General features: G+C 37.8%; 21 protein-coding genes. 10 read left to right on the top strand and 11 right to left on the bottom strand.

Features of this window, described 5'->3' with window-relative positions; translation table 11 throughout:
- Window positions 1-180 precede the first annotated feature (180 nt).
- The 5 genes from D0T08_RS03285 (at window position 181) to D0T08_RS03305 (ending at window position 3,368) form a co-directional block, all read left to right on the top strand.
- A complete protein-coding gene (locus D0T08_RS03285) occupies window positions 181-531 on the top strand; it encodes a hypothetical protein (RefSeq protein ID WP_147322692.1) in 351 nt (116 codons plus the stop codon).
- Window positions 532-583: 52 nt separating this feature from the next.
- A complete protein-coding gene (locus D0T08_RS03290; protein ID WP_116981134.1) occupies window positions 584-1,219 on the top strand; it encodes a polysaccharide deacetylase family protein in 636 nt (211 codons plus the stop codon).
- A 72-nt stretch (window positions 1,220-1,291) separates the two neighbouring features.
- Window positions 1,292-1,831 carry a hypothetical protein gene (locus D0T08_RS03295; RefSeq protein ID WP_116981135.1) on the top strand — a complete coding sequence of 180 codons (540 nt, stop codon included), beginning with the start codon at window positions 1,292-1,294 and terminating at the stop codon, window positions 1,829-1,831.
- A 4-nt stretch (window positions 1,832-1,835) separates the two neighbouring features.
- Window positions 1,836-2,846 (top strand): glycosyltransferase, encoded by a 1,011-nt coding sequence (locus tag D0T08_RS03300; protein WP_116981136.1) that lies wholly within the window; start codon window positions 1,836-1,838, stop codon window positions 2,844-2,846.
- Between the two features lie 111 nt (window positions 2,847-2,957).
- Window positions 2,958-3,368, top strand: coding sequence for a globin domain-containing protein (locus D0T08_RS03305; RefSeq protein ID WP_116981137.1), 411 nt, complete (start codon window positions 2,958-2,960; stop codon window positions 3,366-3,368).
- On the opposite strand, the gene corA is transcribed toward D0T08_RS03305, so the two are convergent.
- The 7 genes from corA to dusB all read right to left on the bottom strand — a co-directional run bounded on the left by corA (window position 3,365) and on the right by dusB (window position 10,021).
- Window positions 3,365-4,447, bottom strand: a complete 1,083-nt coding sequence (gene corA, locus D0T08_RS03310; RefSeq protein ID WP_116981138.1) for a magnesium/cobalt transporter CorA — start codon at window positions 4,445-4,447, stop codon at window positions 3,365-3,367. The genes D0T08_RS03305 and corA overlap by 4 nt on opposite strands.
- A 2-nt stretch (window positions 4,448-4,449) precedes the next feature.
- Window positions 4,450-5,871, bottom strand: coding sequence for an ATP-dependent RecD-like DNA helicase (locus D0T08_RS03315; RefSeq protein WP_116981139.1), 1,422 nt, complete (start codon window positions 5,869-5,871; stop codon window positions 4,450-4,452).
- Between the two features lie 140 nt (window positions 5,872-6,011).
- Window positions 6,012-6,572: a ribosome recycling factor gene (gene frr, locus D0T08_RS03320; protein WP_116981140.1), complete on the bottom strand. Its 561-nt coding sequence runs from the start codon at window positions 6,570-6,572 to the stop codon at window positions 6,012-6,014.
- A 195-nt stretch (window positions 6,573-6,767) separates the two neighbouring features.
- Window positions 6,768-7,484 carry a UMP kinase gene (gene pyrH / locus D0T08_RS03325; protein WP_116981141.1) on the bottom strand — a complete coding sequence of 239 codons (717 nt, stop codon included), beginning with the start codon at window positions 7,482-7,484 and terminating at the stop codon, window positions 6,768-6,770.
- 87 nt (window positions 7,485-7,571) lie between these two features.
- The gene (locus tag D0T08_RS03330; protein ID WP_116981143.1) at window positions 7,572-8,072 is read right to left on the bottom strand and encodes an acetyl-CoA carboxylase biotin carboxyl carrier protein subunit; all 501 of its coding nucleotides are present in this window, start codon (window positions 8,070-8,072) and stop codon (window positions 7,572-7,574) included.
- 12 nt (window positions 8,073-8,084) lie between these two features.
- Entirely contained in the window at window positions 8,085-8,975 is an 891-nt protein-coding gene (locus tag D0T08_RS03335; protein ID WP_147322693.1) for a DMT family transporter, read from the bottom strand.
- A 17-nt stretch (window positions 8,976-8,992) separates the two neighbouring features.
- On the bottom strand, window positions 8,993-10,021 hold the full coding sequence (dusB, locus tag D0T08_RS03340; RefSeq protein ID WP_116981147.1) for a tRNA dihydrouridine synthase DusB: 1,029 nt from the start codon (window positions 10,019-10,021) through the stop codon (window positions 8,993-8,995).
- 102 nt (window positions 10,022-10,123) lie between these two features.
- Between dusB and D0T08_RS03345 the strand changes: the two genes are divergently transcribed.
- Window positions 10,124-11,071, top strand: a complete 948-nt coding sequence (locus D0T08_RS03345) for a CPBP family intramembrane glutamic endopeptidase (RefSeq protein ID WP_116981148.1) — start codon at window positions 10,124-10,126, stop codon at window positions 11,069-11,071.
- 203 nt (window positions 11,072-11,274) lie between these two features.
- Entirely contained in the window at window positions 11,275-12,204 is a 930-nt protein-coding gene (locus tag D0T08_RS03355) for a serine kinase (RefSeq protein WP_116981150.1), read from the top strand.
- A 9-nt stretch (window positions 12,205-12,213) separates the two neighbouring features.
- Here the strand turns inward: D0T08_RS03355 and D0T08_RS03360 are convergent, their stop codons facing one another.
- A complete protein-coding gene (locus tag D0T08_RS03360) occupies window positions 12,214-12,663 on the bottom strand; it encodes a lasso peptide biosynthesis B2 protein (protein WP_147322694.1) in 450 nt (149 codons plus the stop codon).
- A gap of 13 nt (window positions 12,664-12,676) precedes the next feature.
- Window positions 12,677-12,961 carry a PqqD family peptide modification chaperone gene (locus D0T08_RS03365; protein WP_116981153.1) on the bottom strand — a complete coding sequence of 95 codons (285 nt, stop codon included), beginning with the start codon at window positions 12,959-12,961 and terminating at the stop codon, window positions 12,677-12,679.
- A gap of 861 nt (window positions 12,962-13,822) precedes the next feature.
- On the opposite strand from D0T08_RS03365, the gene D0T08_RS03370 reads away from it, so the two are divergent.
- The 3 genes from D0T08_RS03370 to tsaB all read left to right on the top strand — a co-directional run bounded on the left by D0T08_RS03370 (window position 13,823) and on the right by tsaB (window position 17,142).
- Window positions 13,823-14,989 (top strand): nucleotidyltransferase family protein, encoded by a 1,167-nt coding sequence (locus tag D0T08_RS03370; protein WP_116981155.1) that lies wholly within the window; start codon window positions 13,823-13,825, stop codon window positions 14,987-14,989.
- Window positions 14,990-15,125: 136 nt separating this feature from the next.
- A complete protein-coding gene (locus D0T08_RS03375) occupies window positions 15,126-16,373 on the top strand; it encodes an ABC transporter permease (protein ID WP_116981156.1) in 1,248 nt (415 codons plus the stop codon).
- A 70-nt stretch (window positions 16,374-16,443) separates the two neighbouring features.
- On the top strand, window positions 16,444-17,142 hold the full coding sequence (gene tsaB / locus D0T08_RS03380; protein ID WP_116981158.1) for a tRNA (adenosine(37)-N6)-threonylcarbamoyltransferase complex dimerization subunit type 1 TsaB: 699 nt from the start codon (window positions 16,444-16,446) through the stop codon (window positions 17,140-17,142).
- 198 nt (window positions 17,143-17,340) lie between these two features.
- On the opposite strand, the gene D0T08_RS03385 is transcribed toward tsaB, so the two are convergent.
- Window positions 17,341-18,993, bottom strand: a complete 1,653-nt coding sequence (locus D0T08_RS03385) for a S41 family peptidase (protein ID WP_116981160.1) — start codon at window positions 18,991-18,993, stop codon at window positions 17,341-17,343.
- A 111-nt stretch (window positions 18,994-19,104) separates the two neighbouring features.
- Window positions 19,105-19,620, bottom strand: coding sequence for a phosphoglycerate mutase family protein (locus tag D0T08_RS03390; protein ID WP_116981162.1), 516 nt, complete (start codon window positions 19,618-19,620; stop codon window positions 19,105-19,107).
- Window positions 19,621-19,692 lie beyond the last annotated feature (72 nt).

Below are 19,692 nucleotides of genomic sequence, written 5' to 3' on the forward strand. Positions count from 1 at the left end.
CGCTTTTATTTAGAGAAGTTATTTGAAGTTTTATTGTGTAATCGTGTGTAGCGATTTTTCAAATCGTTCTGTGCTAAATGCGATGAGTATTTGAATCATGAAATCTTTTACTTTAAGTAAGTGCAATTTTTAAATTCATACCTCAACAGTACGATTCTACGCAAAACCTCCCAAAAATCTTTGAAAACCCAATGTAAAGACGGAAATTTACTCGATTTGAATCCACATTATAACAAATTTATGGCTCACAAGAAAAAGAAGATAAATACAGTTGGTAGAGGCATGACTGACTACAGACCATCCACTCAAGCGGAACCTGAAAAGGTTACCATTATGGTGGGAACCTTTTTGAAAGAGGGTGGCTTCCAGCAGGTAGTTTCGGAGTCAGCAAAAGTACCAGCCACTAAAAAGGCGCAGAAAAAGGTTACCTGCACGGTGGGAACCTTTTTTAAAAAGGAGTCTGTGAAAGTACCAGCTACCAAAAAGGAAGCCAAAAAAGGTGGACGCTACGGTGACCACCTTTTTGAATGAGGGTTCAGATATTCTGACTCAGGTTACGAAAATCGTTATACAAAACATATAAATGATACTCCACAAAACAAATTTTCTGATGCGGGCATTGTATCCTGATTTTATCTGGCGAAAGGATAAGCAGGAAAAGACCATCTATCTGACATTCGATGATGGTCCGATTCCTGAAATAACGGAGTTTGTACTGGAAACTTTAGCCCGATTTAATGCCAAAGCTACTTTTTTCTGCATTGGTGATAATATCAGAAAACACCCTCATATTTTTGAAAGGGTTATGAACGGCGGACATGCTGTAGGCAATCATACCTATAATCATTTGAGAGGATGGGCTACAGAAGATGAAGAATATTTAGCTAATGTAAAACATTGTGATGCCGAAATCAGTAGTAAAATACAATGGGATGGGAAAAGCAAAAAGCTTTTCAGACCACCTCATGGACGTATTAAGCGCAGTCAGGCAAAGGCTTTACTGCCGGAATATGATATAATTATGTGGGATGTGCTGACGGCAGATTATGATGCCAGTTTATCGCCTGAGAGAGTTTTAGCAAAGGCTTTGCAGTATACTGAAAATGGTTCGATTGTGCTTTTTCATGATAGTATCAAGGCAAATAAAAGCATGAGTTTTGCTTTACCAAGGTTCCTTGAATACTTTTCTGAACGAGAATTTCGTTTTCAATCAATTTAAATACCTCCCAGACAATGATTTAAGAGGTATTTATTAATAAAAAACTATTTAAAACCATAAACAGCTTTTAACATGAAAATTACAAAAGGGGTTTTAATAACATTATTATCTATCACAACACTGGTTTCGGCGTATAGCCAGACCAAATTCACAGAACAGAAAGCAGGTCATATATATTATGTATCAGTGCCCGATTACATGACAAAAGCCGTAACATTGAACGATGTAGCTACTATGCAATACATCAACTCTGCCAAAAATGCCTATCTGGTAATCATAGACGACTCAAAAGAAGAACTGGAAATGAAGGGAATCAAGTTTGCTTCGCTGAAAGATTTCCATGACGATAATATTAAACACCTGAGAACTGAAGAAAACGAATCAGTAGAGACAAAAGCTATAGAGTTTGAAGTCAATGGTAACAAATTTTATCAGTCCGAACTAGGTGTCAACTTTAAAGAATCTGATAATCTGGAAGTAAAAATCACTTATCTGATTACCTATGTAGAAACCAAGAACTATTATTATCAGATTTTATGTTGGTCGCTAAGTTCAGAATATAAAAACCTATACGCCGATTTTAAAAAGATAGCTGCCAGTATCAGAGATTAGTTTCATGAATATACCAATGGTAAGTATCCTGATTGCCGCCCGCAATGAGGAAAACAATATACTAGATTTATTACGCTCGCTCATATGCCTGAGTTACCCTAAAGAAAAAACACAGATTTTAATCGGAAACGATGGTTCTACCGATAAAACTGATGAATTGATTAAGGGATTCATGGGGCATTTGAGCGAGCATGAAAAAAGTATGTTTCAGATACATACCATTGAAAAAAGCATACCCGGTCTCAAAGGGAAAGCCAATGTTCTGGCTCAACTGGCACATCATGCTGAGGGAGAGTATTATTTCTTTACTGATGCTGATGTAGAAGTACCCAGACATTGGATTGAAAAAATGCTTGAACTGCTGCACGAAAACCCATCGGACAAAAAAGCAGGAGTAGCCGTAGGTATTACTTTAGTAAAAAATACCCATTGGTTTGAGGCTTGTCAGGCTTTGGAGTGGCTATTTGCGCTAAAACTGATGAAAACCATGAATAACTATCATATTCCCTCAACGGGTATGGGTAATAATATGATGGTAACCAAAGAAGCGTACTGGGCTGTTGGCGGCTACGAAAATATTGGCTTCTCGATAGTAGAAGATTATGCCTTATATAAGGCTGTGATTGATAAAGGTTATGATTTTAAGCAGGGCTTTGATGCATCTATCATGACTGTTACTAAACCTCCACTCAACTATTTCGAGCAGCGCAAAAGATGGGTTGCCGGAGGAATTTCTACCGGTTCTGTTTTAATTTATCCTGCTCTGGTTCAAGGCTTTGCTTTGCCTATTCTGCTTGCCATCAGCTTATTTTCTTGGCAGATTCCTCTCATTGTTATTGGGTTTAATTTACTGATAAATGCTATATTGGGCTATCAGATTTTTGTCCGATTGGGCCAGCTACATTTGTTCAAATATATTCCTGTGTATACCCTCTACATGTATGTATTCTGGTTCCTGCAACTGGTGAGCTATTTTCTACCTACTAAGCTGGTCTGGAAAGGGCGAGATTACTAGAAACTGTTTAATGGCTTAAATCTACCATTCGACTACATTTTCGGCTTATTCAGTGTGTTTGATTTGGATTAGAGTTTGAAAATATCAAACTTTGATAAAAAAACGAGGCGTATGACAAACGAGCAAGTAAAAATTATCAGAAATACATGGCGGAGTTTACAAGGGATTGATGCTACCTTGCTGGGAGACGTGTTTTATAGCCGATTGTTTCTGAAAGAACCCTCGTTGCGCAAAATGTTTCAGGTTCCGAGAGAAATACAGGCGAAGAAATTAATTGATATGCTCGACATGATTGTGAGCCGATTAGACCGCCTGAATGAAGTAAGTGAAAAAATCAGACAATTAGGCAAAAGACATGTCGGCTATGGCGTAAAACCCAAGCATTATGACGAGGTTGGCAAAGCCTTGTTGTGGTCGATTAGCAAAGGTTTAGGCAAAGACTGGACACCGGAAGTTGAAGCTGCCTGGGCGGCCTGTTATGCTATACTGGCAGAGGCAATGTTAACTGCTGCAAATGATTAGACATATTTCTTCCACTTAAAATATATCCAGAGCCCTATGGTTATTACAACCATTAGACCCAAGGTATAAAAATACCCGTTGTGATGGTGGAGCTCGGGCATATTGTCGAAGTTCATCCCGTAAATACCTGCAATAAAAGTGAGTGGCATGAAAATAGCCGTGAAAACGGTAAGGGTTTTCATGACTGAGTTCATTTTATTGCTTATGCTTGTGAGATAGATATTATGAATATTCTCAATCATTTCACGATAAGTATCAATGGTGTCGAGTATCTGTAAGATATGGTCGTATACATCTCTCATATAGATATTCGTATTTGCCTGAATGAGTGGAGAATCTTCTCTGATGAGCGTGCCGAACATATCTCGTAGTGGGAGAGTCACTTTACGGATGGTCATTAATTCTCTCTTGAACCGATACAACAAGGTCTGGTCGCTTGCTTCGGGTCTTTCAATGATCTTTACTTCCAGTTCCTCGAGTTTTTCTCCGAACTTTTCGAGTACAACGAAGTAATTATCGACAATCAAATCGCAGAAAGAATAATAGAGATAATCAGCTTTGCCTTTACGGGTTTTGCCGATTGAAGCATTCAACCTTGTAAAAATGGGTGCAAATACATCAGATTTATGGACTTCCTGAAAGGTGAGTACGTAATTCTCACCCAGAATCAATGCTACGTGTTCTGATTCTATCTGATTCAGTTCAGGGTTGAACTGCAGCATTTTCAAAACTGTGAAAAGGTGCTTATCGCCGAAATGTTCCAGTTTCGGCTTTTGTTCGGTGTTCAGTATATCTTCCTGCAAGAGCGGATGCAGGTTGTAATGTCTGCCAACGGCTGCTACTACAGGCACTTCGTGTACTCCCTCCACATCCAGCCAAAGCACCTCATTTTCTTTTATCGGAGGTTTGCAGTTACTTAAATCCTTAATGGTTTTTTCATGGTAGAATTGTTCATTAAACTCAACCAACTTAATGAGTGTATTCTCAGCTACCTCTTTGCCTACATATACCAAAGTACCAGGAGAGGTAAAGGCCTTTTTCTCTTTATAATTGCCGTGTTTCCTACGATTTTTCCCCATGATTACACAAAAAAATCTTTGTTGAAATTAACTAAAAAAACCTGTTTTACGCCACGTGTGATAGCAGTATAAAGCCACCTGATAAAATCATTGTCTATCTGTGCATCAGGCAGATAACCCTGGTCTACAAAAACGGCATCCCACTGTCCACCCTGAGATTTATGACAGGTTAGTGCATAGGCAAATTTCACCTGTAAGGCATTCAGATAAGGGTCTGCTTTCAGCATTTCCTGTCGCTCTTTTTTTGATTTCACCCAGAAATAATCTTTCATTACACTCTCATACAAAGCCTTGTTTTCTTCGGGTGTCAATGTAGGTGCATTCGAATATAGTGTATTTAGAATTAATTTCGAATCAAACTCCGGTTCATCCGGATAATCAACCAATCTCAAAGTAGCATTTACGAATCTGAATCCGTGCATTTCTTCCTCTTTACGAAGTTTTATAACTTCCACAAAGTCACCGTTGGCTATAAAACCTGCTTTCGAATCTTCATCCAGAATCGTATAATTATTGCGCACCACCATAAGCATATCTCCATTCTCAATCTCACTTTCTGAATAATTAATGGCGTTTCTGATGTAACGATTATACTGTACAGCCGTCTTATTGGAGCGTGTAATAATAGTTGTATTTTCGCGGCCATATTTATCATAGGCATAGCGCAAACCATCTTCCAGTCTATCACTACCCATTTTGAAGAAATCCTTAAAACCGCCTGTCATCAATTTGATAGCAGGATTTTCTATATCCAATAATTTCCTTAATTCAGTCGCATTAGTTAATATCCCTGATTCCTGTTCCTGACGCATCACTTCGGTCAGGCAATGTTCGGTTAAATCAGTATGGTAACGGTTTTTGAGGTGGTCGGCATTGAGTGCGGGGCTTACGGCCATTTTCACAGGGGGAAGCTGAGCTTCGTCCCCAATCAGTAAGAGTTTATTAGTTTCCTGTTCAAAGACATAATCCAGTAAATCGTGCAAAAGGCTGTTTGTACCAAAATCTCTTTCGTCAGAAATCATTGAGGCCTCATCAACAATGTATACCGTTCCTTCACTATTGTTTTTCATCCGTTCAAAAACAAGCGTACCAGTATAGGTGTTTTCAACCTGCCGATAGATTTTTTTATGGATGGTAAATGCACTTTTTTTGGCATAACCCGACATCACCTTGGCGGCTCGTCCGGTTGGTGCCATTAATACCGATTTATAGCCAAACTCTCTTAAAACCTTAATTAGGGTATTGATAAAAGTCGTTTTTCCAGTACCAGCATAGCCTTTCAGCAAGAATACATCTCTGAATTTCTCTTCGTCCAGAATAAAATCGTTCATCAATTCAAACAATCTGGCTTGTCCGGGTGTGGGAGTAAAAGGGAATTTTTTAAATAATCTTTCAGAGGGCTTAATTTCCGGATCGAGATTCATGGACAAAGACACGTTATTTTATGCAAAATAAATAGATGAAGTGGTGTATTGGTAGTTTTGAGTGAATTAAATATACAAAATACCAACAAAAAAGCCTGCCAAAGGCAAGCTTTCTGTTTATAGCAATGCTAATAGCCAGCTTACACACTCATGATATCTTTTTCTTTCTCAGCCATTAGCTGTTCGGCTTTCTGAATATAACTATCAGTTAGTTTTTGAACTCTTTCTTCAGCTTTTTTAACTTCGTCTTCTGAGCCCCCATCTTTCTGAATTTTCTTCAATTCTTCGTTAGCCTCCTGACGTACCTTACGGATATTCACACGCGCCACTTCGATTTCTCCCTTTACTCTTTTCACTAAATCGCGGCGCCGCTCTTCTGTCAATGGTGGGATATTCAAACGGATCACTTCACCATCATTAGCAGGTGATAACCCCAGGTTTGAATTAATAATGGCACGTTCCAAATCATTAATTAGCTTTCTTTCGAAGGGCTTAATTGAAATGGTACGAGCATCAGGCGTACTCACCGATGACACCTGATTTAAAGGTGTTGGCACACCATAATATTCAACCATAATACCATCAAGCATATTAGTACTCGCTCTTCCGGCTCTGATTTTTGAAAGCTCAATTTGAGTATGTTTCAAGGCACGATCCATCGTGTCTTTCGCCATATCAATTACAAGATCTATTTCTTCCATGTGTATTTAAAATTGAGTGATTGTGTGAATTAGTGATTGAGTGATTATTTTTTCACTTTCTATCCAATTCTTTTAATCACTTGCTGTAAAATTATTCAAAATCTATTTAAATGACTTAATATAATTAATCAATAGAGGATTTTCAGATTTCTTAATTTAATCACTCAATCACTAATTCACTAAATCACTCAATAATTACTCCGTAACCAAGGTCCCTATATCCCCACCTGTTACAACTTTCATCAGGTTTCCGGCCTGGTTCATATCGAAAACTACGATTGGCATTTTGTTCTCTTTACATAACGCAAAGGCCGTTAAGTCCATTATTTTCAGATTTTTATTAATGGCCTCGTCATAGCTTATTTGCTTATAGCGTGTAGCTGTAGGGTCTTTGCGTGGATCGGCTGTGTATACGCCATCCACACTTGTGCCTTTCAATAACAAATCTACGCCTAATTCATTGGCTCTTAGAGCGCCCCCCGAATCGGTAGAAAAATAAGGGTTACCCGTACCTGCTCCTAAAATAACCACTCTTCCTTTTTCTAGGTGACGAATGGCTCTGCGACGAATAAACGGTTCTGCTACCTGTTCTACCTTGATGGCTGATAATAATCTGGTATTCAATCCGATTGACTCTAAGGAGCTTTGAATAGCCATACCGTTAATAACGGTGGCCATCATACCCATATAGTCGCCTTGCTCACGCTCAATACCTGAGTTTGAACTTGCTCCACGAAAAATGTTTCCACCGCCTATCACGATAGCTACTTCACAACCCGCATCTACCACGGCTTTGATTTCCTGAGCATATTGAGAAAGGATTTCAGTATTAATAATCTGGCTTTTATCGCCTCCATTTAGGGCTTCGCCGCTCAATTTTAAGAGGATTCTTTTGTATTTCAGTTGGCTCATAGTTTATGATTTGGGCGTAAAATTAAATATTTGTCTCAATCAATCAAAAAAATACCCTCTTTGTTGAAAGAGGGTAGCAAATAAATATTATTCAAACTCCATAATAATATGATTCTTCTCAACGGTCTCGCCCGTCTTCACTTTAATGCTCTTTACCTTGCCATCACCTGTGGCTTTTATGGCATTTTCCATCTTCATGGCTACTAAAATCAACAGAATATCGCCTTTTTTTACCTCATCCCCTACCTGCACTTTCATTTCATAAATCAGACCGGGCATAGGGGCTTTCAGGTCGTTTAATTTAGCAGATTTAGTATTGCTCATGCCCATTTTTTCCAGAAGCAAATCAGTGCGGTCTTTCAAATTAACAGTATGAATTTTATCTCCGATTTTCAACTTAAAGATTTTCTCAGCATAATTCGCCTCAACGACTTCTATATTATACGACTTATTATCTTTGATAATGTGAAAGTCTTTGTCGGATATCTTTTTTAAATCCCATGCAAAAGGCTCATTATTAAGCAATATATTGCCCTTTTCTTCTGAAATCTCTACAGTTTCTTTGTCGTTGATAATGGCTTTTAGCATATACTTAAAGTCTTATTTTTTATTAATCAGATAGACCCCCACTAAGATAATACTCATTCCGAAATAATGGTATAATGAAATTGGTTCGCCATCCAGAAACCCAATCATGGTTGCCACTACCGGTATCAGATAAGTAACCGAAGAGGCAAATACCGGAGACGCAATTTGCAAAATATAATTAAAAATAATAGCAGCAATGCCCGAATTTATTGCACCCAGTAAAATAACCAGTAACAAGGGTGTAAGCGTCTGTATATTCACTCTCGACAAAAAGTCGGTTGTAAATAGGGTGATACCTGCCAGAATAGCCACACCACAGAGTGTCCAGGCACTTACCAATACCGGATTAATGGTGCTCAGGTGCTTGCCGGTAATATTTACATTGAAGCCATACATCAGGGCTGAAAGCACTACCAATAAAGCATACGGATTATTAAAAGACAAGCCATCTTTACTAGCCGAAAGAATCAGGACAATGCTACCAATAAAGCCTAGAACCAAACCAATAGCTTGCCAGCGTTTGATTATTTGCTGAAAGAAAAGCGCGCCAACCATCAAAACAAACAATGGCGTACATGAATTGAGTGCTCCTATCAAAGAACTATTGACTCTGGTACCTGCTAATGCAAATAAAAAAGCAGGAAAAAGATAGCCTAAAAAACCTGAAGCCAGAAAGTATCTGGTTTTCTCCTTAGGGTATTCTTTGCGTCGGCTAATGATCCAGGGCAAAAAGACTAACCCTGCCGACATGATTCTTAAAGCACCAATCTGCACAGGTGTAAAAGCAACCAATGCTTTTTTCATGATGATAAACGACGAACCCCACATGGTTGCCAATAAACAGAGAAGCAGCCAGGCAATAATCGTTTTATTTTGGGTGGTAGTGGTTGTTGATGTATTCACTTATAAGGTGGCATTAATTAATCTACACCTGCATATTCTACTTTAATTACCTGCTTCTCCAGCACAAAGCCCTCAAAAATAACAGGAATTTCGTTCAGAATATCCGTAATCTCGTTAATATCCAACGATTGCACCAAACGCATCCGATGCTCTTTGAAATTTGGTAAACCTTTGAAATAATTGCTGTAGTGACGGCGCATTTCGAGAATACCCAATCTCTCACCTTTCCATTTGATAGAAAAAGTAAGGTGCTTGCGTGCAGCTTCTACTCTTTGGTCTATACTTGGGGCAGGTAATTTCTCACCTGTGGCAAAATAATGTTTGATTTCGTTGAAAATCCAGGGATAACCGATAGCAGCACGGCCAATCATAATACCATCAATACCAAAACGATTACGATACTCCAAAGCTTTTTCAGGTGAATCAATATCACCATTACCAAAAATCGGGATTTTGATGCGTGGGTTTTCTTTGATTTTGGCAATCAAAGTCCAGTCAGCTTCGCCTTTATACATTTGTGCACGGGTACGGCCATGTACTGTCAAGGCCTGAATACCTACATCCTGTAAGCGCTCTGCTACTTCTTCCACATTCTTTGTTTCGTCGTTCCAGCCTAAGCGGGTTTTTACGGTTACTGGCAGGTGTGTAGCTTTTACTACGGCCGAGGTCATTTCTACCATTTTCGGGATATCCTGCAACAAAGCCGCTCCTGCTCCCCTGCACGCCACATTTTTTACCGGGCAACCATAATTGATGTCAATCAAATCAGGGTGTGCATTGGTAGCAATTTTGGCGCATTCGCCCATCGTTTCTACATCACTGCCAAATAACTGAATGCCTATCGGACGTTCATACTCAAAAATATCCAGTTTTTGCACGCTCTTGGCGGCATGACGAATCAAGCCCTCTGAAGAAATAAACTCTGTGTACATCAAATCCGCTCCGTTTTCTTTACAGACTAATCTGAACGGTGGATCGCTGACATCTTCCATCGGTGCTAGTAAAAGCGGAAATTCTCCTAATGATATATTACCTATTTTAACCAAAATCTAAAATTGAATTAGTGAATTCACAAATAAGTGAATAATTTTACTGCAAATTTACCGAATTTTAAGCAGAAACTGCTATACTAAATTTAAACAGTAAATATGAAAAATAATTCCCCTATGTACCTAAGCGGTAAGGAAAATCCTGCAGCCTCTTCTGTTCTGATTATTCTGGGCCTTTTTTTAGTAAATTTTCTATTTTTAGGTAGTCTGATTCAGATTATAGTCATGTTGGCCTCGGGAGTTACTTTGCAGGGAATGCTAGAAAGCGGTGGAGACTTCACAAAAATGCCAAACGGATGGTTGAGCATGATTGTGGGTCAAGGCTTAGGTTCATTTGTAGGGTTTATTGGCACCGCCTGGTTATACTGGCGAATTATTGAAAAAAAGCAATGGAGCGATTTAAACTTTAAGCCTTTTCCGAAAGCCAGAGTATTTTTCATGATTATTCTGATTCAGGTGGTTTTTATGGGCTTTAATGGCTGGTTGCAGGAGATTAATGAAAATATTGTTTTCCCTGAATCAATGAAAGGTTTAGAAATATGGTTGAAAGGTATGGAAGATCAACTAGCCAAAGCCACCAAGTTTTTTACCACTTTTACCTCTTTCTGGCAGTTTCTTCTGGCCTTTCTGGTAATAGCAGTGATAGCAGGTATTGGTGAAGAACTGGTTTTCAGAGGTTTATTGATGCGTAAACTGTTTTTAGGTATCAAAAATATTCATGTGGCTATCTGGTTGGCAGGGTTCATTTTTGCTGTCATCCACTTCCAGTTTTATGGTATTTTGCCGCGCATGATGCTGGGTGTTTTATTTGGCTATTTATATTATTGGACGGGCAATATCTGGGTACCTATTCTGGCACATATTTTCAATAATGGTCTGGCTATCATTATTATGTATCTGTATAATCTGAAAATAGTAAAAACTGACCTCGAAAGCATAGATCATATGCCTATGCCTATCGTTCTTTTTTCGTTGGTAGCAACTATCGGCTTACTATTTTTGTTCAGAAATTATATGGAATCACAATCTATTGAATCGCAATCATAACGATATGGAAAATTCAAATAAAAATCCCCCTTGGTATAGAAGGATTGACAAAAATAAAATTATAGCCTGGTTTAAACGACTTGGCTGGGCTGGTTTTTTCTTTTTTCTTATCAAGGGCTTAGTTTTATATGTACTTCTTCCTTATCTGATAGCTAAAGGTTTTTTGAGTAAATAAGCGTTTCTGATAATCTTCAAAATCATCGATGAATTATTATTTTGCCTATGGCCTGAGCATAGCAACTGACATTCATTTCCCCGAATTATTTGTTATTTCTCTTACTACTACTCCTGATGTAACTGTTTGTATAGGAAAAATTCCTGTACCCATTTCAGAAAAAGCAACAGAAGAACAACCCAATATTTTCATTACCCCTACCGAATATTTACTGCACATAGACAATATTGCTTCGTACTATGCTGCCAACGGCAACGAAGTAATCATTGAGCCTTTACCCGATGCCGACGAAAAAAGTGTAAGGCTTTTTTTCCTCTCTAATACTATGGCGGCCATCTTATACCAGAGAGGGTTTATTCCGATGCATACCTCGGCAATTTATGACGAAGATGGCATTGTTTTATTCATGGGAGATTCGGGTGCAGGTAAATCAACTACCATTGCAACCTTACAAGCCAAAGGATACCGTATTTTTTCGGATGATATATGTGTACCCGTGCAGGAAGACGGCATTTTAAAAGCCTTTGCGGCTTACCCGATGATGAAACTTTGGAAAGATGCTTTCGAAAAAGTAGGTATTGATTCGTATAAGGAAGAAAACAGAATCAGGCCCGAGATAGAAAAGTATAACAGGTCTTTTTATGAGTCTTTTGATATTCAGGCGCACCCTATCAAACAGATTTTCATTCTAGAAAAAGACCCAACCCTTGATAAAAACGAGATTCGAACTCAATCTATACAAGGTATTGAAGCCTTCAAGCATATCCAATATTATGCTTATCGCCTACCCTTTGCAGAGGCTATGGACAGAAAAAAGGATTACTTTGCCATAATAAGTGCGCTATCAAATCAGATTCCGGTTAGATTAATCAGTCGCCCTGATGATAATAGTACTTTCAATGATTTAACTGGTTTCATTGAGTCTACTCTGGGTAAAACCACTGTTAAAACCAGCTAATGGCAACTATTAGCTAAAGAACGAATGTACCTGATATTGACTAAAATCACAGTGCCCAGTTATGACATGGCTCTGACTTATTAACCATGCATGCCCTTCGAAATGATTATTTTCTCCTTTCTTAAATCCGATATACAATACACTGTTAATGGCTCTTTTGTGCAATAGAATTTTGGCCGTTAAAGCCTGTGTATAGCATTCTGTAGGCCAAGGTGTATATTTATCGCAAAGTTTTAGGGCTTTTTGTGTTTCTACCAGATAGATATCCTTTTCAGAAGGAATCTGAGTCTCAGACACTTGCAGATTACGATTACCCAACCATCGGGAAACCTTATTGAAAGGCATAAACAACAATGAGAATTTTACAATAGCCGAAGTGCACACTGCCTCGGCAAAAAGTCTTTTCCGCAAAGCAGGCATTTTTATAAAACTATCCGCTTTGTTAAGCAGTTTTTTCAATACAAGGCATTGTTTAGTTTTCTACCAACTGAATCATTTTTTCGCCAATCATTTTATTCAGATATGGCAGAGTTTCATCTATGCATTGTTTTTCGGCTACCTCATAAATCTCCATCAGTTCTTTTACCAATTCCTCAAAACTCTTCTGTTCTTCTAACAAATTCCAGATTTCAGTACCTACACTGTTTAGTCCTATAAAATCTCCACTGGCTGTATTCATCATAACTGCTTCTTCTCCCAGACTATTTACGATAAACTGCTCCTCATTCCGCTTCAACTGCGATGTCAAACTAATCATTCTATAAATATTAAATATCAACTAAATAATTTTGGCTACAATTTTGATACTACATTTCCATTAATCAGTGCAATATGATAATTTTTTAGCATTCAAGTATCGAAATACAAATTAAAAATTTCAAGCACTATTGTTTCTTACGATAGAAATCTGTAAGATTATACGCTGAAATATTTCACCTTACACTCTCAATTTTTATTATTTTGAAAACTGCTAATTTAGCTCCAAAACCTAAGTCCAATGCCAAAAAAAAGGATTGGCAAACTCCTAAATTTGAGCAAATTGATGTAAAATCAAACCATGATTCTAAGCTATTTCCTGGCATGAATCTTCTTGACCCTCATAGTATAGGTTAATTTTAAAGTTGTTTTATTCAAAATCTTTTTTAACCTTTCAATTTTACTATCGTGAAAACCATTCGCTTTCCGCAAAAACCCAATTGTTCAAAAAAGACCTGGATTACACCAATATTAGAGCGTATTGATGTAAAGTCAAAAACAGACGCTAGACTATTATCCGGCTTTAATCTTCTTGACCCTCATGGAATAATGTCGTGAGTTTAATTTATTTTTTTATCCACTTTATTAGTTTAGGAAATATGTATTCTTCAAAGAAAAAAAATGCCACACCAAAAAAGGTCTGGGCGATACCATCTTTAGAAGTTATTGAAGTTAAATCAAAGACTAGTTCTAAGATATTACCTGGAATTAATCTGCTTGACCCTCATGCAAGTTAATTAGGTAAGTTTTGAAAACTGAGATTCCTATTGCCATTTGTCAGGATTAACCATCCAGCAAGTGGCAATACTGACAATTAAAGCCCTAATTTAAAAAATATCCTTTTTATCTACTTTACTTAAAAATGCTTTCCGTTGAACTCCAGTTTTTGATAGAGTGTTGCAAAATAAGCCTCTTACAAGCACCTGTTACTAAGCTTCTAGACATTATTGAAAACCATAAAGTTAACTGGGAGAAGCTGTATAAAATGCTTGCCTATCATAGCATCAGACCAACGGTATATTCGGCGCTAAAAGGAATTACATCAGAAAAAATCAATGCTGACTTCTTTAGCCTCCTAAATCAGGAAGTAAAAATAAAAAGTGCACATAGTTTATTTATGTCGGCTGAGCTGACCCGAATTCAGAAACTTTTTAGTGAGCATCAGATTCCCTTTATTCCTTATAAAGGGCTCACCTGGAGCAAGATTTTATACAAAAAATCTTTCAGAGAGGGGGCTGACATGGATTTTCTGATTGATAGAAATAAAGTTTTTGAGGCACTGCACCTATTGAAAAAAGATGGTTACGAGCTAGGACATTTATCAGAATATACTAAAAAATATACCCCCGAAGATTTACTGAAAGCATTAATTGAAACAGAACGGGTTGAAATGCCTTTGGTTAAAGAAAATGCCTTTAAGTATATATTTAAATTTGACTTCCACTGGGAATTAGTGATGAAACCCTTCAGCTACGGCTTCGCTACCAGCGAGTTATTTACTGATAAATTTGATGAACAGGAAAGGATGCTGCTAATCATTATTTTACATAATGGTAAAAAAGAAGCGTGGACAAAACTGAAATATATTTCAGACTTACTATGTTTCGTTGATCAGTATGGTCAGGATTTTAACTGGGATTTATTCCTTGAAAAACTTAACAACTATTCTATCGAAAAAAGCTTATTTAAGGGTTTGGCGCTGATCAATTTTTTCGTCCCTATAGCAGATCTCACTACTTTTAATAGAGCAATACCAGAATATGATGCATTAAATATTTCTTTCTGGGAAGAAGCCATTCCTTATGAAATAAGTAAAAAAGCGAGAATTAATTTTTTCAGATTAAAGTTTAGTTATCACAAAAACATAAAAGAATCTTACTATTGCATTACTAATTTTATGAGATACCTGTCTTATCCCAACCCTAGTGGAAACAGATTGATTGTGTTTCCTGCATCGTATAAATTATTAAATCTGTCAAGCTCACTCTTGAGTTACCTTTATTTCAATACGTTTAATAGAAAAAATTAATCCATATATCCTCATTATTTGCCGTTAGTTGATTAAATGCTACTAATCAGCCTTTTTTATTTTTTTTATCCTCAGAAGAATTTTATTTTCGTTAGTCCAAATCCGCTCTCATAGTTAATCATTCAATCGCAGATTCATGATAAAATTTTTCTTTTTAGCATTTGAGAGTTTCCGGTTTGCCTGGCAGGCGCTCAGGTCTAATTTATTCCGTACAATGCTCTCTTTAATGGGTGTAACGGTAGGTATTTTCTCTATTATAGGCGTGCTCACCATGGTAGATTCGCTAGAAGCCAACATTAAAAATAGCCTTAATTCTATTGGTACAAATGTAATTTATGTACAAAAATGGCCCTGGTTATTTACTAATGGCGATTACCCGTGGTGGAAATACTTTATGCGTCCGGAGCCTAAATATAATGAATTTAAGTATCTGCGAGAAAATCTGGAACATGCGCAGGCAGGTGCCATGATGGATTTTGCTGGGGATGTAACCTGCCGTAAAGGTAGTAATAGTATCAATGCTTTGTGTCAGGGCATTACCTATGAGTTTAATGAAATCACAGAAGTACCGATTGTTAATGGACGTTATTTTGCCTCTCAGGAAATAGAATCAGGGAAAAATGTAGCCGTATTAGGTGCTGAAATTGCTGATGCATTATTCCAGGATACTGATCCGATTGGAAAAACATTTAAAATGAAAGGGCAGAATATTACTGTGATTGGGGTGCAGGAAAGGAAAGGTAAACAGATTGCCGATTTTGGTGGAGAGCCAGACCAGAAAGTAATTATTCCGTTCTTATCTCATAAAAGAATCTTTTCTTCCGGCGAATTGACTGGCGATATTGTTTTTAAAGGTTATGAGGGAGATGAAGGGCTTTTTGAATTGGAGGGTGAAATAACAGGCTTATTACGTACCAAAAGAGGTTTACGACCTACTCAGGAAGATAGTTTTGCTCTGAACCGCCCTGAGGCGGCCGCAGCCATGCTGGGTCAGTTATTCAGTACATTACGTGTCAGTGGGTTTGTTATCGGTATTTTTGCTTTATTAATTGGTGGATTCGGTATTGCTAATATTATGTTCGTGACAGTAAAAGAACGCACCAATATTATTGGTATTCAGAAATCACTTGGTGCTAAAAACTACTTTATTCTATTTCAGTTCTTATTTGAGTCTATATTCCTTTGTGTTGTAGGTGGGCTTTTCGGACTCTTACTGGTATATATTTTAAGTTTCTTGCCTTTAGGCTCCTTAGATATTATTTTAAGCTACGGCAATATTATTCTGGGGATTGGTGTCTCTAGTACTATTGGTATACTTTTCGGTATTATACCTGCCTGGCAGGCTGCCCGTTTAGACCCTGTAATTGCCATCAGAAGTAAATAAATTCCAATTTTTCGATACTTTCTTACACGATTGAGTAATTTTGCCCTTTCAAAAATTGCTCAATCGTGTAATGGCTATTATTCTCAGTATCGAAACTTCTACTAAAGGATGTTCAACCGCTATCCATCAGGATGACCAATTGCTGGCCTTGAGCGAGTTATTCCATGAAAAATCTTCTTCCGGAATGCTCACTACTTTAATTCAGCATGTTGTAAAAGTTTCCGGTCTTGAATTTTCCAATCTTGATGCCATTGCAGTAGCCAAAGGCCCCGGCTCTTATACAGGCTTACGAATTGGCGTTTCTACCGCCAAAGGTCTATGTTTTACACTTGATAAACCTTTACTTGCTGTGAATACCCTACAAGCTTTAGCTTGGCAGATTCATAGTATAGTGCAATCAGTTAGTGGCAATGAAATGCTTTGCCCTATGCTTGATGCGCGCCGTATGGAAGTCTATTGTGCTTTATATAGGGCAGATACATTAGAGCAAGTCTCTCCTACTGAAGCGAAAATCATTGACGAAAATTCGTTTGCAGAGATATTAGAAACGCAGAAAATTATCTTCTTTGGCGATGGGGCAGCTAAGTGTAAGGATGTTTTAGGAAAATATACTAATGCGGTTTTCTTAGAGCAAACCATCAATCCATCAGCGAAGGGAATTGGTATTCTGGCCTACGAAGCTTATCGGAATAATCAATTTGAAAATGTAGCAGATTTTGAGCCTTACTATTTAAAGGAGTTTATGGCTACTACGCCCAAGAAGGTGTAAAAAACATAGGATCTGCGTGGCACCCGCGGCGGCGTCCGGCCTATACTCCGACTAGAAAGGGCGTGTCATGCTTAAGCACTCAGAGATGGATCTGCCGAGATTAATCAATAGAATACTAACTCCAAAAGTAAGCGTGCCACACCCATATTCTTTCGAGTAGAGGCGTGGCACGCTAGAAGAAAATCCTTGCTAAATATTTTATTTCCCTCCTTTCAGAATGGACTGATATTTTGGCATATCTTTAAATAACTTCAAGGCCTCCTGTACTTCTTTATCACGCTCGAATGAAACAAATTTCATGGCTTTCTGATAGTAGTAACGGCTTAGAATCTCTGCCTCCAGTTGTTCTTTAATATCTGCCTTATTTTTTATCAAATCCTGTTGTTTGCTTTGGCTGATTTTATCTCTCAATGATTTTAAATTCTCTTGCACTGCATCCAGGCTGTTTTCTTTCTTAGCCGAAGCTTCCAAGTTGTCCAGACTTTTTTCCATAGAGGTAGAATAAGTAAAGTCTCTGGTTTTTAACCAAGTCGTAAAGTCTTGATAGTCTGAGTCTTTCAAAGAGAATTTCTCTTGAGGTTTTTCGTTAGCATGCTCAAAATAATACTTAGTTGCATAGTCAAAAATTACATTTTTTGCCAATAAGTTTGCTGTGACCGAAGCCATAGCTGGCACTTCTGTTTTAATATCAGGGTCAATGCCGCCGCCATCATATACCGTACGACCATTTTTGGTTTTAAAAGCAGTTTTCAAAGAATCCGGCACTTTACCTACACTACCATCCGCGTTTCTGTGGCTATAATCCAAAGCCTGAATACAACGTCCACTCGGGATGTAGTATTTAGCAGTCGTGATTTTCATTTTGGTATTATAAGTCAAATCGCGAGTGGTTTGTACCAATCCTTTACCAAATGAACGTTGACCGATAATTACGGCACGGTCATAATCCTGCAAAGTACCACTCACAATTTCAGAAGCCGAAGCACTCATGCTATTTACCAGCACCACAATAGGAATTTCCGTATCCATCGGGTTTTCCATTGATGTAAACTTCTTATTCCAGTCAGCTACCTTACCTCTGGTTTCTACAATCAGTTGGTCTTTTGGTAAAAACACATTACAGATTTCAACCGACATATTTAATAAACCACCCGGATTGCCTCTCAAATCAAAAATAAGCTTTTTCATTCCTGCAGCCTTTAACTCGCTGAAAGCTGATTTTACTTCCTTGGCAGCAGTTGCGGTAAAGTCGTTTAGCTGAATGTATCCGACTTCATCGTTAACCATGCCTGAGTGAGGTACGTTCAATGTTTTCACAATATCACGGCCTACCACTAAATCGATTGGAGAGTTTTGTCCATAGCGTTTAATCTGCATTTTCACTGTAGTGCCGGTTTGTCCTTTCATCAAACGTCCCATATCTACGCCTTTACGAGAAACCACGTCTACACCATCTACTTTCAATATTTCATCACCAATCTTCATTCCGGCTTTATCGGCAGGCGAACCTTCGTAAATCATTACTACCAGGTGTTTGTTGTTCTGGTGCGACACTGTGGCCCCAATACCATTGTATTTGCCGGTAGCCATCGTCATATAGTCTTCAATATCATCTTCCGGATAGAAATTCGTATAGGGGTCGAGTTGTTTCAACATCGACTCAATACTCAATCTCATGGCCTTGTTCGGATTGATTTCGTCAACATAATAAGCGTTCAGTTCTTTAAACATCGTAGCGAAAATATCGAGGTTCTTAGCTATTTCAAAATAGCGGTCGTCGTATTTAAACGCCACAAAAGGAATGGCCAGAAAAATGAAAATAATGATGGAAAACTTACGGATACGTTTCATTTCTTTTCTATTTATTATAAAATTTTTATCAATCTAGGGCTCAAAAAAGCAACTATTACAAATTAACGCAAAAACTTATCCAAAAGGTATCTGATTGTGATAAAAGGTAAATTATTGCGTTGGCTTACCATAGTTTTTTGCCTCAAAACTCAACTTCTTTTTAGGCAAAGTTTGTCTTTTTACAATATAAAGATTATCAAAATCGGATTCTGGCAAATCTTTCGTCAAGGTATCTTTTTCATACAGGCCATTGACAATATGGCGAACCGTATTGCTATGCCCCACTACCAGTATATTTTTCCCTTCCAGTTTTTTCAAATCCTCAACAAATGGTTTCTGGTTTCTAGGGTCGTAGTTCTGAATACTTAAAGCCATAGCATCTGCCAGCGGTTTACCTGTGTGGGTTGTTCTTAAATATTTAGTGGTGTATACAGCCGAGATTTTCTTACCAGCCAATAGGTTTTTCAATGTTTCAGCCCTTTCTTTTCCTGCTGCACTTAACTCTGGGTCAGCAGACGTGGTATCGACCTTTTCGCCATGACGTACAATGTAATAGGTTGAAGAAACAGGGCGGCTACAAGCAGATAAAAATAGTAAACAAAGCAATAAGTAAAGATAGTTTTTCATAAAATAATCAGGTGATTCGATTGGTGAAAAATAGGGATATTTTTAAGGGAAATAATGTTTTAAAATATATGG

The sequence above is a fragment of the Emticicia sp. C21 genome (genome assembly GCF_003418935.1).
GTDB lineage: Bacteria > Bacteroidota > Bacteroidia > Cytophagales > Spirosomataceae > Emticicia.